General features: G+C 40.6%; 11 protein-coding genes. 5 read left to right on the top strand and 6 right to left on the bottom strand.

What is annotated here, in order from left to right:
- Positions 1 to 590: 590 nt before the first annotated feature.
- Entirely contained in the window at positions 591 to 1811 is a 1221-nt protein-coding gene (arcA, locus tag L3V77_RS15295) for an arginine deiminase (protein ID WP_275134905.1), read from the bottom strand.
- A gap of 508 nt (positions 1812 to 2319) precedes the next feature.
- On the opposite strand from arcA, the gene rraB reads away from it, so the two are divergent.
- The 3 genes from rraB to L3V77_RS15280 all read left to right on the top strand — a co-directional run bounded on the left by rraB (position 2320) and on the right by L3V77_RS15280 (position 5858).
- On the top strand, positions 2320 to 2733 hold the full coding sequence (rraB, locus tag L3V77_RS15290; protein ID WP_275134904.1) for a ribonuclease E inhibitor RraB: 414 nt from the start codon (positions 2320 to 2322) through the stop codon (positions 2731 to 2733).
- Positions 2734 to 2963: 230 nt separating this feature from the next.
- Positions 2964 to 4964 carry a methyl-accepting chemotaxis protein gene (locus L3V77_RS15285; protein ID WP_275134903.1) on the top strand — a complete coding sequence of 667 codons (2001 nt, stop codon included), beginning with the start codon at positions 2964 to 2966 and terminating at the stop codon, positions 4962 to 4964.
- Positions 4965 to 5078: 114 nt separating this feature from the next.
- Positions 5079 to 5858, top strand: coding sequence for a hypothetical protein (locus L3V77_RS15280; protein WP_275134902.1), 780 nt, complete (start codon positions 5079 to 5081; stop codon positions 5856 to 5858).
- Positions 5859 to 5875: 17 nt separating this feature from the next.
- Here L3V77_RS15280 and L3V77_RS15275 read toward each other — a convergent pair whose 3' ends face one another.
- From L3V77_RS15275 to pepA, 5 genes are all read right to left on the bottom strand, one after another.
- Complete coding sequence (locus tag L3V77_RS15275; RefSeq protein ID WP_342752040.1) at positions 5876 to 6784, bottom strand: bifunctional helix-turn-helix transcriptional regulator/GNAT family N-acetyltransferase; 909 nt, start codon at positions 6782 to 6784, stop codon at positions 5876 to 5878.
- Positions 6785 to 6898: 114 nt separating this feature from the next.
- Positions 6899 to 7291 carry a DUF2061 domain-containing protein gene (locus tag L3V77_RS15270; RefSeq protein WP_275134901.1) on the bottom strand — a complete coding sequence of 131 codons (393 nt, stop codon included), beginning with the start codon at positions 7289 to 7291 and terminating at the stop codon, positions 6899 to 6901.
- 197 nt (positions 7292 to 7488) lie between these two features.
- Positions 7489 to 10359, bottom strand: coding sequence for a valine--tRNA ligase (locus L3V77_RS15265; RefSeq protein ID WP_275134900.1), 2871 nt, complete (start codon positions 10357 to 10359; stop codon positions 7489 to 7491).
- Positions 10360 to 10471: 112 nt separating this feature from the next.
- Positions 10472 to 10924, bottom strand: coding sequence for a DNA polymerase III subunit chi (locus L3V77_RS15260; protein WP_275134899.1), 453 nt, complete (start codon positions 10922 to 10924; stop codon positions 10472 to 10474).
- Positions 10925 to 11004: 80 nt separating this feature from the next.
- Positions 11005 to 12513, bottom strand: a complete 1509-nt coding sequence (gene pepA, locus L3V77_RS15255) for a leucyl aminopeptidase (protein ID WP_275134898.1) — start codon at positions 12511 to 12513, stop codon at positions 11005 to 11007.
- Positions 12514 to 12704: 191 nt separating this feature from the next.
- Between pepA and lptF the strand changes: the two genes are divergently transcribed.
- Both lptF and lptG read left to right on the top strand, forming a co-directional pair.
- Positions 12705 to 13814, top strand: a complete 1110-nt coding sequence (gene lptF / locus L3V77_RS15250; protein WP_275134897.1) for an LPS export ABC transporter permease LptF — start codon at positions 12705 to 12707, stop codon at positions 13812 to 13814.
- Complete coding sequence (lptG, locus tag L3V77_RS15245) at positions 13807 to 14877, top strand: LPS export ABC transporter permease LptG (RefSeq protein WP_275134896.1); 1071 nt, start codon at positions 13807 to 13809, stop codon at positions 14875 to 14877. Before lptF ends, lptG begins: the two co-directional genes overlap by 8 nt.
- Positions 14878 to 14887 lie beyond the last annotated feature (10 nt).

Here is a 14887-nt window from a genome sequence, read left to right as displayed (position 1 = left end):
CCTTATTCACCTAGTTTTAGATGATCATTAGGATGAAAAATAGCGCACCAAATTTAATTATTTAGTGACAAATTTAATTTCGGTATTAGATTTAAATGTCGTTATTGTTTGACTGGGAATTAATACATCATGTTGCCTTTTTTACTCATTATTTAATATTAGATATTAATATCTTTTGGTTATTTCTAATGGTGATCTTAGAGACTTGCATCTGATCAATCCATGCTTGTAGTCACAATTTATCTTGAGAAAATAATTCGATCTTCTTTGATGAAAATGTCAGATGGGTTATTTCGTCGTTAATATAGATTAATATTCTATAATTTTTATGATGTGAATGAGAAAAATATGCAAGACAGAAAGGCATTTTTGGCTATTAGACAGAGAATTAACAGGCATTATGAAATACAAACCGGCTAATTATGCAATAATTTTAATGATTATTTCAATTCTGTTATTTTGACTTAGTGGAGTGAAGGAATATTATGCAGATTTTAAAACTTAAAATAGAGACGTTAAAATTTTTATATATGAGAGCTAGATCGCCTTTTATAAAAGCGATCTAATTGGCCGCGTAACTCGCTTATACTTTAAATATCGTCTCTTTCGATAGGACAACTCATACAACGAGCTCCTCCGCGCCCTCTTCCTAGTTCATTGCCGGGAATACTCAGTACCTCAATACCTGCTTTATCATATTTTTCGTTGGTATAAACATTACGTTCGTAACCGATAACAACACCAGGTTTTACGGTAAGAACATTGTTGGCATCGTTCCACTGTTCTCGTTCTGCTTCATAGTTATCGCCACCCGTTGTAATGAGCTTAAGTTGGTCAACCTCTAATGCTGATTCGAGAGCAGAAATGTAATTCGGCATTTGCTTTGCGTTCATATCATTGTCACCCTTAGGTGTTAATGACCAAGTTTCTAGGCTTTGATTGATGATTTCAGGGTATACAGAGAAGGTGTCTATATCTATATGAGTCATAACGGTATCGAGATGCATGCAGGAGCGGTGCTTAGGAAGTTTGAGAGCAATAACTTGCTTCGCCTGACCAGATTTGAATAGATTCGCCGCTAAGTTTTCTACACCTTGTGGCGTTGTTCTCTCTGACATTCCAATTAAGACAGAACCTTTACCGATGACAAGTACATCACCACCTTCAATGTTTGCGTTGTCATAATGGAGGTCTTGGTCACCGAAATAGTTGATAAAGTCACTACCCGCGAACGTTGGATGCCAACGATAGATAGCTCTTAGGTGGTTGGTTTCTCTTTGACGAGCCGCTTTCATCATTGGATTAAGTGAAACACCTCCATAAACCCAACAAGAAGTATCTCGCGTAAATAGGTGGTTAGGTAAAGGTTCAATGACAAAATCGATAGGTTTATGCATTTTTGGAAGCATAGAGGAAGATTGGATTGGCAATTCAGAATAGGCGAGTCCACCAAGTAATATAGTGGCTAAATGTTCATTGTCCATATCCGTAAGGTAGTTTCTAAGATCTCTAGCGAAAGTAGGGCCATATCTAAAATCGGAAATTTGATTGACTAATAACCATTCTTTTGCCTCTTTTATTGCTAATGTTTCAACAAGAAGGTCATGCAACAATAGAACTTCAACATCTTGATTTTTTAAAGTTTGAGCAAATATGTCATGCTCTTCCCCTGCGGCTTCAACGGCTAGAACATCATCAAAAAGAAGTTCCTGACAGTTAGATGGTGTTAGGTGGGTTAATGCCCTTTCTGGACGATTTAATAATACCCGACGTAACTGGCCTACCTCAGATCCAACGTACAACTTGCTCATTCTGTATCCTTACAATATGGACTATCCCCCTTTATGACAAGCTTATGGTTAAGTTGCAAGTTACTTGATTGGAATATAATTTTAAATTTTTATTAAATAACTAGCGAAAACTTCAATTTATTGGACTAAGTTGCAATTAATTAACAGATTACTCTTTTATCAATGACCATGAATTTTGATTGATTATGCTAGTCAACAATGATGCACGCTCTGTTTTTTTATCGTTTTTACACTCTTACGCTTTGTTTTTAAAAGATAAATTGTATTTTTTACTACAGAAAGCTAATTCATCAAGAATCATTTTTTAGTTGATATCCACTCATTATTTGTTCATGAGTATTGAATAGGCCAAACACGATTTTGTTCTGAATATGGTTTTATTTGTTAAGAAAATGTTTTGATCAACATAAGATCGTCTTGAACACGTGATTCTTAGTGGTATTTCGTTCCGATCCGTGCGATATTTCACGGCGACTCAATCACCTCATTTGCTACCTGGAGTACCTGCATGTCTCACGAAGATGAATACCTATCTGTTGAAGCGTTGATCAATATCCAAAAAGAAGAGACTAGACAGATCATCGACGCTCTTTTGGAAGATGGAAGTGATCCTGATGCTCTATACGATATTGAACACCATTTGTTTGCTGAAAATTTTGAAACATTAGAGAAAGCGGTTGTTGAAGCGTTCAAAATGGGCTTTGAAGTATTAGAAGCAGAAGAGACGGAAGATGAAGATGGTAATCGTCTATTGTGTTGTGATGCTACTATGGAATCCGTACTCAGTGCTGAAGCCATTGATTTACAAGTTGAGAAGCTCATTAGTCTTGCTGAAAAATATGACATTATTTATGATGGATGGGGCACTTTTTATGAAGGTGATGACGTCGATTATGTAGAAGATGGCATAGAAGAAGAGTAATAGAATTTGACTATTAGGCTGCATCTTTGAAATGCAGCCTTTAAATGTTCATAAACAGTGTGACTTGGCAACAACCTTCGATTTCATTTATCACCTCCAATCTCCCCATACTTTAACGCTTTTTAAGTTAATTTCTATTTTGTCTAAACTATCAACTATATGTGCCGATATAACTATACTAGTCAGTACTGACTAGCTAATTATTGATATCTATCGCGTAGAGGTTTGTAATGCATTTGTCATTGATACAGCGAATTACTTTGGGCTTCATAACTGTAACTCTTTTTGTCCTTGCGATAAGCACATCTGCTTATCTTTCTCAAGTGAGTATGTCTAAACAGTTAAAGCTTACCGCATCTACGTTGACCGGGCTGCTTGACCGATCAAATGTTCTTACTCAGCACCTTCAGGATGTAAACCGTTCCATGTTGGTTCACGCGAATAGTGAACAAGAAGCGCGTAGAACTGAACTGAGGTTGGCTCTAGGTAACGCGAAGCAATCCTATGGCGAAACAGTCGCACTTTTAGAAACTGAATTATCTAACTATCCACAACTTGTTACTAAACTGAATAATCTCGATGGCAACGCGACCGTATTTATCAATGGTGCAAATCAACATCTGGATATTCATGATCAGAGAACTTCTGCTCGTGCAGTTGCGACTAAAGAACTGAATACATTTGATGAAGAGTGGTTGTTTTTCGAACAAGATATCAATGATCTAATTTCCGATGCTAAAGCGGATGAAATGCAACAAGTCGCCTGGGATCTTGAATTCTTACTTACTCAAGGAAAAGGAGCGGCTGGATATCTGCAGAAAGTGTTGTCTATAGTAAAAGAACAAGAAGTAAATGCGTTCAAGAGTGAATTGTCAGCCTATTTAGAGCGCTTTAGTGAAAAAGCTGATCGTATCATAAAGGCGATGCCTGAATCTGAAGACATCGTGGCAGTATATCGTGATTTACTACAACACAATATTGTTGACTCAGAAGGGTTACTGCAACAGCATCTAATATTCATTGAACTCAATGAACAAAGTACGATGCTGCTCGCACAGATTGCTCAAGAAGTGGATGCTTTGTTATCGGAATCCGTCGTAATTATTTCTGATATCCGATCTCTATCTGAGTCGGCATTAAAAAATGCTGAAGAGGAGGCGTTCGACTCGTTAATGATTAACCTTATTTTGACCGCTATTTCAACGCTACTGGCTGTCATCATTACCTTTACTGTCGTACGCTCTATTAAGAGGCCTTTATTCTCTATCATGGAAGCGATTGATAAACTTGCCAGTGGTGATTTAACGCACAAAATAAGTGAAAGTTATCAGTCTGAACTTGGACTTATTGCGGACAATATTAATAGCCTAAGTGACAAATTAAGTGGGTTGATCTCCCAAATACAATCATCAGCAGAAACAGTGAGTGGTGTGGCAGATGAAAGTCATGCGATGAGTCAAAAGACAAATCATAAAGTAGAAGAGCAGAGTAAGCAGACAGACTCTATCGCGACAGCGGTAACAGAAATGGAACATGCGGTAAAGGAAGTGGCATCACACGCATCAGAAACTAGTAGAGAAGTCGATGAAGTCACACTGCAAGCGCAATCGAACATGGAGAACATGCAGAAAAACTTGCGCTTTGTTAGTCGCCTTCAAGATTCGTTAGATGAAGCCACGCAGGTTATCAGCCAGCTCTCAATTCAAAGTCAACAAATAGGTGAAATACTCACGGTTATTCAGTCCATTTCTGAACAGACCAACCTATTAGCATTGAATGCTGCTATTGAAGCGGCTCGTGCAGGTGAACACGGACGAGGTTTCGCTGTTGTAGCTGATGAAGTTCGTTCTCTGGCAACAAGAACACAACAATCAGCCAATGAGATTGGTGAGATGATTGACAGCTTGCAAGGAAAAGCCGACCAAGCCGTAGGGATAGTAGAGAATAATCTTGTCCACGCTGAGCAATCGGTTAAGCAAACGAATGAAACGAGCGATTCATTGGAAAACATGCTCTCTAGCCTAACGCACATCAATGACATGAGCCGTTCAATTGCGACAGCTTCTGAAGAACAAACCGCGGTTGCACAGGATGTGGCTAAGAATATTGTCCACATATCTGACATGACAATGAGTATTGCTGAAGATGCGAAAGAAGCCGCTCGTAATAGTGAGTCGTTGAATCAACTCTCCAGTGAGCAAAGCCAACTAATTGCTCAATTTAAGATCTAACTAATTAAAAGTGCAGTTTGAATCAATTAGGTCAATTTTTGTCTAGCGACAAAGACTATGCCATTTATCAATATTTACGTATACTGGCAAAAATTGATCTAAGTCAAAGATAATATGCAATTACCACTTGCCGGGCACTGGCAGCTATCACCTTTAACCGACCTTTCTATCTCGCAAGGAGATATCGTTTTTCCAGCTCCTTTTAGTCAGATATTACCTAAGCAATTGACTGAATCGCAGGTACAAAATCAAGAATGGCATTTAATGCACGATATTGAAGTGGATGAGCAAATGCTTAGTTTTCCTGTGGTCGAATTTATTGTCGGCGGTATCGATTTTTATGCCGAAGTTCGAATAAATGGTGAGGCTGTTTTTGATTGTGACGGTTCAGCGCTGACCTACCGAAAGGATATTCAACAACATTTACGTCTAGGTCGGAATCGGATTGAGATTTTATTTTTAGAGCAAGAAGATGACTGGTTGTTAGATGAGGATAATCTCTGCAGTTTGGGTGGGGCATTGCCGCGTAAACGAGATTCTAGATTAGGGCTCTGGGAAACCCCTTATCTGCATTTTATTCGACATGTGCGACTCGATTACATTTCTACTGAGCAAATTTGGCATCATGGTGGTGGATGCGAGTTTAAAGTAGATCTCTTTTATCACGTTTATGCGACAGGGTTAGTCTCTGCATCGGTTAAGTTCGATGGTATGACTTATCAGATACCACTTGATATTAGAACGAATCAAGCGACGGCGTTATTTCAAGTGGAGGCACCAAGGCTGCACAAAGATAACCATTGGTATCTATTGGAAGTAGAACTTGATGAGCAAAAGCAAACTCATCAAGTTGGCTTGAACCCTAATCTGAATGTTGAGCATTATCCAGTTTAAGAAATGAAGCTTGCTGTTTATAGCTTTTTAAGCATGCGTACTTCGCAATCGGTATGACCAGTATCGCCCATGGGTCTATCAACAAGTTCAAAGCCTAGCGATTTATAGAGCGCAATTGCTTCGACAAGGTTGTCGGTCGTTTCTAGATACATCTGTGAAAAGCCTATTGCGCGGGCTTGTTTAAAGCATTTCACGGCTAATGCTCGCGCTAGTCCTTTCCCTCGAACCTCAGGTAAAAAGTACATTTTTTGTAATTCACAGACAGATTCGTCCCCTGCTAGTGGTGCAAATCCTGCTCCGCCAAATATCTTCCCATTTTGCTCTATTACCCAATATTGGCTGTTTTTTGCACCGTAGACCTCAGACAGTGAGTCGAGTGTGGGGTCGGCAACGCTAAAGCCTTTGTCTTCAGTTAGTCCATATTCGGCAGATACTTCTCTAATGAGAGAAGCTAATTGTGAGTCATCAACGGATTTTATGTCTCTGATAATAAAAGAGGATTGAACTCTAGATAGTGATAATGCTTTGATGTATTTTGCTAAACTTGATTCGATAAGTTCTAGTTCATCATCATCAAACTGGTCAATAACTGTCTGAACCTGTTTGTTTCTTGAGTTTTCAATTTGATTCAGAATCTGTTCACCTTTTTGTGTTAAACGATACAAGTGACAGCGTTTATCATCGGGATTAACGATTGACTCTATTAGCAGTTGTTTTGCAAGAGAAGTAAGTGTTCGGCTTGCGTTTGGCTTATCAATACGCAGTTTTAAAGCTATTTGGCTTATAGTCGAGAGCTCTTGCCCCAACTCAACCAATGTATGAATTTGTACTGGGCTTAAACTAAAATCGCCATAGTGTGTATCCAGAGCGCCCAGACTACGGACAAGATCTCTAGAAGCCTTTCTGAGTTGCAGTTTTTTCATCATTATTTTTTATTTTGTTATGATATGAAACCAATATGGTTTCATATCATAACAAAGTCAATAGAGAGAAGTATCAGGCTTGAGCAGTATTATCAGTTAAAGCTAATTTAATCCTACTTAAGCGAGTTTGGTCATTGTTGTCGTCGCAATATGATGTCGACGTAACCAAATTTTTTCGTGAAAATAATAGGCAACAGTATTAATGCTTGGTTCAATCATTGCCATGATTCCCCCAATAAAGGCGTCGCCAGTAAGAAGATAGGTGACAACAAAAGCGACATTAAAATGGATCAGAGCAAAGCTTGCTGTTTTGGTTTGCGTTTTGTTTTCATTGCGCTTTAGGAAAGCAACTTGGTTCCATGCTTTTTCATGGAAATAAAAAGCGATGGTATTGACTGTTGGTTCTATCAGTGCAATTAAGCTACCTAATAAAATATCGCCAGTTAAGATGTAGGCAACGGTTAATGCAATGCTGAAGTGCAACCCTGCAAATGTCATGGTTTTAAGCATAATGGTGATCTCTCATTTGAACGAATACCTGAACATTATTGATAACTATTCTCATTAGGGCAATAAGAAAATGGTTATTTGTTTGATAGGTTATTTCGATGAGAGAATTTGAAGTAGAGATAAAAAAGGTTGGCTTTGAGGGCCAACCTTTTTACTGATATTAATCTGAATTAGAAGCAAACAATAATGTGGCTCTACTAGAGCGTTGTGATTGTTGTCTTTTGTTCTTCAAGTTTTATTAGTGTTTCTTGGTAAGCGTCGAGCTTTTCACGCTCTTTAGCCACTACGGCTTCTGGCGCTTTCGCGACAAAGCCTTGATTGCTAAGTTTGCCGCCAATGCGCTTAATCTCACCTTGAATTCTTTTTACTTCACCTTCTAAGCGAGCCAGTTCCGCATCTTTATCGATTAGACCTGCCATAGGTATCATCAATTCAGACTTGGCCACAAGTGCAGTAGCACATGCTGGTGTCGTTTCGTTCTCTGCGAGAACCTTAACGCTCTCAAGTTTTGCTAAAGATAGAATCACAGTCAAATTATCTGCTAGGCGTTTCACGTCCGCGTCATCGGCCGCTTTTAGCATTACTTCTAATGGTTTGCTTGGCGCAATATCATATTCCGCCCGCAGGTTACGAATACTAGAAATAAAGGTTTTCACCCACTCGATATCTGCAATCGCTTCTTCATCGAACTTGTCTTCTTCGAATTGAGGCAACGCTTGATTCATAATAGTTTCACCTTCTACACCAGCAAGGGGTTTAACGCTCTGCCAGATAGACTCAGTGATATATGGGATGACAGGGTGCGCAAGGCGTAGTGTCTTTTCAAGAACCGTAATCAACGTATAGCGAGTTGCCATCTGTTGTGCTTCGGTGCCTTTCCATAAAACGGGTTTCGTTAGCTCTAAGTACCAATCACAAAATTGGTTCCAGATAAACTCATAAAGGGCATTTGCAGCCATATCTAAACGGTAGTTTTCGATATGTGTATTGAATTCTTTTGCGGTAAGCTGGAATTGAGACTCTATCCACTTATCGGCGAGAGAAAACTCTAGGTTTGCAATGTCTTCTTGGGAAAGTGTTGTCCCGCAATCTTGGTCTTCTGTATTCATCAATACATAACGACTTGCGTTCCATAATTTATTACAGAAATTACGGTAACCTTCTAGGCGTTTCATATCCCAATTGATATCACGGCCAGTAGAAGCCATTGCCGCGAGAGTGAAACGCAACGCATCTGTTCCGTATGGTTCAATACCACCTTCAAATGTTTTACGCGTATCCTTTTCGATTTTCGCTGCTAATTTAGGTTGCATCATGTTGCCGGTTCGTTTCTCAACCAGCGACTCTAGATCGATGCCATCAATCATGTCGATAGGGTCAAGTACGTTACCTTTAGATTTAGACATCTTATCGCCGTTCTCATCGCGAATAAGGCCAGTCATATATACCGTCTTGAATGGTACTTGTGGTTTGCCGTTTTCATCTTTAATGAAATGCATCGTCATCATTATCATGCGAGCAACCCAGAAGAAGATAATATCGAAACCAGTGACCAACACCTCGGAAGGGTGGAATACTTTCATATCTTCTGTTTCAGCGGGCCAACCTTGAGTACCAAAGGTCCATAAAGAAGAAGAGAACCAGGTATCTAATACGTCGTCATCTTGGCGAAGAACAATGACAGGGGCGAGGTTGTTTTTACTGCGAACCTCTTCTTCTGTACGACCTACATACACGTTACCATCATTGTCATACCATGCAGGGATACGGTGGCCCCACCACAATTGACGTGAAATACACCAATCTTGAACGTCATGCATCCAGGCGAAGTACATGTTTTCATACTGCTTAGGTACAAACTGGATTTCACCATCTTCGACTGCTTTCGTTGCTGTTTCAGCTAATGGGGCGGCGCGTACATACCATTGGTCAGTCAGCATCGGCTCGATAACTACACCGCCACGATCACCATAAGGTACCGTTAGCTGATGGTCTTTGATTTCATCAAGTAGACCGAGTTCTTCAAATTCAGCCACAATCGCTCTACGAGCAGCAAAACGTTCCATGCCTTGATATTTCTCAGGAATCGCATCGCTATATGCGTTGCTTTCTTCACCTTTTGTATCAAAAATTTCAGCGGCATCGCGAATATCGCCATTAAATGTGAGGATATTAATCATTGGCAGACTATGGCGTTTACCTACTTCATAGTCATTAAAGTCATGTGCTGGAGTAATTTTTACACAACCAGTGCCTTTTTCCATATCGGCATGCTCATCACCTAAGATAGGAATACGGCGGCCAACGACAGGGAGAATAATTTCTTTACCAATGAGATCTTTATAACGAGGATCTTCTGGATTTACCGCGACACCAGTATCGCCCAACATGGTTTCTGGACGAGTCGTTGCGACAATAATGAACGCTTTGCCATCGGCTGTTTTTGCACCATCAGCAAGTGGATATTTGAAATGCCACATGTGGCCATTTTTATCTTTATTTTCGACCTCAAGATCAGAAATTGCTGTGTGTAATTTGGGATCCCAGTTAACCAAACGCTTGCCGCGATAGATTAGGTCTTCTTCATAAAGACGTACAAATACTTCTTTAACCGCATCAGAAAGTCCATCATCCATGGTGAAGCGTTCGCGTTCCCAATCGACGGAGGCACCTAAGCGACGAAGTTGCTTAGTGATCGTCCCACCAGATTCCGCTTTCCATTCCCAAATTTTATCAATGAATGCATCTCGACCATAATCGTTTTTGGTCTTGCCTTCTTGGGCGGCGATTTTTCTTTCCACAACCATTTGTGTTGCAATACCAGCGTGATCGGTACCCACTTGCCAAAGCGTGTTTTTGCCTTTCATTCGCTCACAACGGATTAAGGTATCCATGATCGTATCTTGGAAAGCGTGCCCCATATGCAGGCTACCAGTGACGTTCGGCGGTGGGATCATGATGCTGTAAGCTTCTTTAGATGTATCACCGTGTGGCTTGAAATAGCCTTTCTCTTCCCATGTTTGGTATAGAGATTGTTCAATCGATTGTGGGTTGTATGTCTTTTCCATAGCGTCTTTTAATGGATACTTTTCGTTGATTTGGAATTAAGTACGGATCTTATAGGATCATCACCTTAAAGAAAGTGGCCTCGCACAACGAGGATACCTATAAGATCATAAATTAGTGCTGATGATCGATATCAATAATTTGCATTTGATATCCAGCTTGGCGGTAGATCTTATACCTTTCACGGGCAGTTTGCTTCGCTTTTTCATCATAAGGAACGAAGTCTATCACTTGAGCAAAGGTTCCCGCAAAGTTTGTGTTATCTTTCGCCAAATTAATCACAAGCTGGCGATTCCAACTAGGTCGCAGTTGGCTATAGCCTATCTCAATCGACGTGCCATTTTTGGGGCCTTCACCAATAAGATTATGGGGTAAAAAACAATCGGGCTCTTGTTGCCACAACCGCTCGTCCCAATGTAACGACTTTTCTTTGTTTTCCGCGTTTATGTAGAGCTTAACACCTTGGTTATGGAAATGTTTTAACAGGAAAAGTACATAGGATTCAAATCCCTCATTGCTGCATTGAGGAGAATCGGCCTGTACGATATAAAAAGTGGCTGTATTCATGTTCTGTTAAGCCTGCAAGATTACTTAGGTATTGCGACAAAAGAAAAGGGCCTTTCGGCCCTTTTACTTAGATTGAATTTCTACTCTTCAACCTCTTGACCGCTACGGTTAAGTAGAAATTGGACAAGGAGTGAGACGGGTCTGCCCGTAGAGCCTTTGGCTTTGCCTGACTTCCAAGCTGTTCCGGCTATATCGAGGTGCGCCCAATTGTACTTTTTCGCATAGCGAGACAAGAAGCAACCAGCGGTAATCGTACCAGCAGGACGTCCGCCAATATTCTGCATATCTGCAAACGGACTTTCCAATTGTTCCTGATACTCGTCCGCCATTGGCATACGCCATGCTCTGTCACCAGCCTGCTCTGAGGCATTAACTAATTCATGTGCAAGCGGGTTGTGATTTGAAACTAAGCCACTGATATGATGACCAAGGGCCATAACACATGCCCCCGTTAACGTTGCCACGTCAATAACACACTCAGGGTCAAAACGTTCAACATAGGTTAGCGCGTCACAAAGCACCAAACGACCTTCAGCATCGGTATTTAATACTTCAACGGTTTGGCCAGACATCGTGGTTAAAATATCGCCTGGGCGATAGGCGTTGCTGCCTGGCATGTTTTCACAACCAGCAAGGACAGCAACAACATTGATCGGTAATGAGAGTTTAGCAAGCGCCTTCATCGTACCAAAAACGGAAGCCGCACCACACATGTCATATTTCATCTCGTCCATAGCTTCGCCAGGTTTGAGAGAGATACCACCAGAATCAAAAGTTAGCCCTTTGCCAATTAAGACAATAGGTTTTGCATCGGAATCTGGATGTCCTTTGTATTCCATTACTGACATCATTGATTCATTGCTAGAGCCTCGACCAACGGCTAAGTATGATGTCATACCTAGTTTCGCCATCTCTTCTTCACCAATTATTTTTGATGTAATGGATTCGTAATCGTCACCCAAACGGCGAGCTTGTGATGCCAAATAAGCGGGGTTAGCTACGTTAGGAGGCATATTGCCAAGATCTTTAGAAGCTTTAACACCTGATGAAATTGCTAGGCCGTGGGTAATGGCTTTTTCACCTAGATTTAATTCACGTCGCGTCGGTACGTTAAACACAAGTTTACGCAGCGGACGGCGTGTCTCTGGCTTGTTGCTCTTAAACTGGTCAAAAATGTACAGACCATCTTTTGTTGATTCAACAGCTTGGCGTACTTTCCAGTATGTATCTCGTCCTTTAACGTGTAGTTCGGTAAGGAAACAGACTGCCTCCATAGACCCAGTTTCGTTTAAGGTACTGATGGTTTTTTGAATAATTTCTTTGTATTGACGCTCGCCTAACTCGCGTTCTTTACCACAGCCGACAAGAAGTACTCGTTCAGACAACACGCCTGGAACGTGATGCAGAAGTAGCATTTGGCCAGGCTTACCTTCTAGATCTCCACGACGAAGTAGAGAGCTGATATAACCATCACTGATCTTATCAAGCTGTTCAGCCACTGGGGAAAGTCGGCGAGGTTCGAATACGCCCACAACGATACAAGCACTACGTTGTTTCTCGGGGCTGCCACTTTTTACACTGAACTCCATGTAAACTCCTACTAGTTAAAGACAAACAGAACTAAATGTTAGATAATCGCCGTCTACTTTGTTCCAAATTGAACTAAAATAAACAAAAGTTGTTCAATCAACATTGAGTCATAATTTGATAAAATAAAAGGTTCATCGAGAAATTATAGTGATTAGAGTAAAAAAACAAGTTTTCTATAGGGTCTTTTAACGTGATTATTGTCAGATATTTGATCCGCGAGACAATCAAAAGTCAAATTGCGATCTTTTTCGTACTATTCTTGGTGTTTCTTAGTCAGAAGTTTATCAGTATTCTGGCTCAGGCATCAGATGGTGATATCCCTGCTAGTCTGATTTTGACATTGGTAGGCTTAAACATGCCTGCGATGGCGGCAATGATTCTGCCGTTAAGTATATTTGTTGGCATATTAATCACTTTTGGCCGTTTATATGCCGAAAGTGAGATTACTGTAATGAATGCTACCGGAATGGGGAATAAATTTCTCATTCAAGCTGCACTTTATTTGGCGTTAATTACGTCGATATTAGCTGGGTTAAATACACTTTGGTTGACACCGTGGGCTTTAGATAAACGTGTAGAGACCATGGAGCAATTGTCCGCTGATAATAGTGTTGATCTGCTTCAAAAAGGGCAGTTTCAACGAACTCCAGATGGTTCAGCCGTCGTATTTATCGGCGATCTTAAAGATAAAAAATTGAGTAACGTATTCGTTGCCCAGATTATTCCCAAAGATTCTCTTCTTCCCAGTGTAATGATCGCAGAATCTGGTCTAGCAAAAGAGCTTGAGGATGGGAGACAAATCCTTTCGTTATACGATGGTTCACGTTATGAAGGTTTGCCAAGACGTCTTGACTACATGATTACTGATTATGAAGAATATGAAGCGTTAATTGGTCAAAGGGAAGTCACCAAAAAAGGGCGTGACTGGGATGATTTACCGACGCTAACACTGATCAATAACCCAGACAAAAAAGCACAGGCAGAATTGCAATGGCGACTATCTTTAATAGTCTGTATACCGCTATTGACCCTCATCGTTATACCGTTGTCAGCGGTTAACCCACGTCAAGGTCGCTTTGCTAAAATGGGGCCAGCGATTCTTATCTATATGACCTATTTTCTTGCGCTTAGCGCCAGTAAGTCAGGTATAGAAGGTGGTGGGCTTCCGGTTCTCATCGGGATGTGGCCTGTGAATCTCTCGCTGCTTTTTGCGGGTTTAATCCTCAACTATATGGATAGCGTCCCTGTAAGACGATTTATCGATAATTTTAGGCAGAGAAGGTTGGCTAAACGTGTTTAAGATATTCGATCTCTACATTGGTAGAACTATCATTGCGACAACCTTTCTAACGTTATCCACTTTGGTTGGATTATCCGGCATTATTAAGTATGTTGAGCAGCTTAGAAAGGTTGGTCGTGGTAGCTATGATCTTGTTCAAGCGCTTTATTTTGTTTTACTCGGTATGCCTAGAGATATCGAGATGTTCTTCCCTATGGCGACACTACTTGGCGCATTGATTGCTCTTGGTATGCTGGCATCTAGCTCTGAGTTAACGGTAATGCAAGCCTCTGGTTTTTCTAAGTTAGATGTTGGCTTATCTGTGTTAAAAACGGCAATACCATTAATGATTATGGTGATGGCGCTAGGAGAATGGGGCTCTCCCCAGACGATTAAAATGGCACGTGAGTTACGGGCATTCTCCATTTCTGGCGGTACTATTGTTTCGGTAAGAAGTGGCGTGTGGGCAAAAGATGCAGATAATTATATCTATATTGGGCGCATTGATGATAAATCGTTAAAAGCATTAACGGTTTGGCAGTTTGATAAGGATAAAGATCTCAATACCATTATCTATGCTAAGAGTGCCGATTATATTGGCAATAATATTTGGCAGATGAAAAATGTACAACTTACATATCTAAAGGATAATATCCAATTATCTAAAAAGGATCTTAAAACCTATGACTGGAAGTCGACGATAGAGCCCGATAAATTGGATGTGGTAACGGTGAAACCAGAAGAGCTTTCTTTGTCCGGTATTTATGATTACGTCAATTATCTCAAAGCTTCAGAGCAGGATGCCGCCAGGTATGAATTGGCATTTTGGCGAAAAATGACTCAACCGTTGTCTATTGCCGTTATGATGTTAATGGCCCTCTCATTTGTGTTTGGTCCGCTAAGGACTGTCACTATGGGAGCGAGGATTATTTCTGGCATTATCGCCGGGTTTACGTTTTACATTTCCAGTGAATTTTTTGGTCCGCTTAGCTTGGTGTATCAAATCCCTCCAATTGTCGGTGCTGTAGCGCCGAGTCTTCTGTTTTTAGCGCTGGCAATTATACTGCTACGACGAAAATTGTGACAAAAAAAGG

This window comes from Vibrio sp. DW001, assembly GCF_029016285.1.
In the GTDB taxonomy this organism is placed as follows: Bacteria; Pseudomonadota; Gammaproteobacteria; order Enterobacterales; family Vibrionaceae; genus Vibrio.
Note: the sequence above shows the minus strand (reverse complement) of the source record. Positions and strands in the feature narration are given on the sequence as shown.

Bases quoted from the DNA above. Each gene is read 5' to 3' on its own strand.
- arcA (WP_275134905.1), bottom strand. From the start codon at position 1,811: ATGAGCAAGTTGTACGTTGGATCTGAGGTAGGCCAGTTACGTCGGGTA.
- rraB (WP_275134904.1), top strand. From the start codon at position 2,320: ATGTCTCACGAAGATGAATACCTATCTGTTGAAGCGTTGATCAATATC.
- L3V77_RS15285 (WP_275134903.1), top strand. From the start codon at position 2,964: ATGCATTTGTCATTGATACAGCGAATTACTTTGGGCTTCATAACTGTA.
- L3V77_RS15280 (WP_275134902.1), top strand. From the start codon at position 5,079: ATGCAATTACCACTTGCCGGGCACTGGCAGCTATCACCTTTAACCGAC.
- L3V77_RS15275 (WP_342752040.1), bottom strand. From the start codon at position 6,784: ATGATGAAAAAACTGCAACTCAGAAAGGCTTCTAGAGATCTTGTCCGT.
- L3V77_RS15270 (WP_275134901.1), bottom strand. From the start codon at position 7,291: ATGCTTAAAACCATGACATTTGCAGGGTTGCACTTCAGCATTGCATTA.
- L3V77_RS15265 (WP_275134900.1), bottom strand. From the start codon at position 10,359: ATGGAAAAGACATACAACCCACAATCGATTGAACAATCTCTATACCAA.
- L3V77_RS15260 (WP_275134899.1), bottom strand. From the start codon at position 10,924: ATGAATACAGCCACTTTTTATATCGTACAGGCCGATTCTCCTCAATGC.
- pepA (WP_275134898.1), bottom strand. From the start codon at position 12,513: ATGGAGTTCAGTGTAAAAAGTGGCAGCCCCGAGAAACAACGTAGTGCT.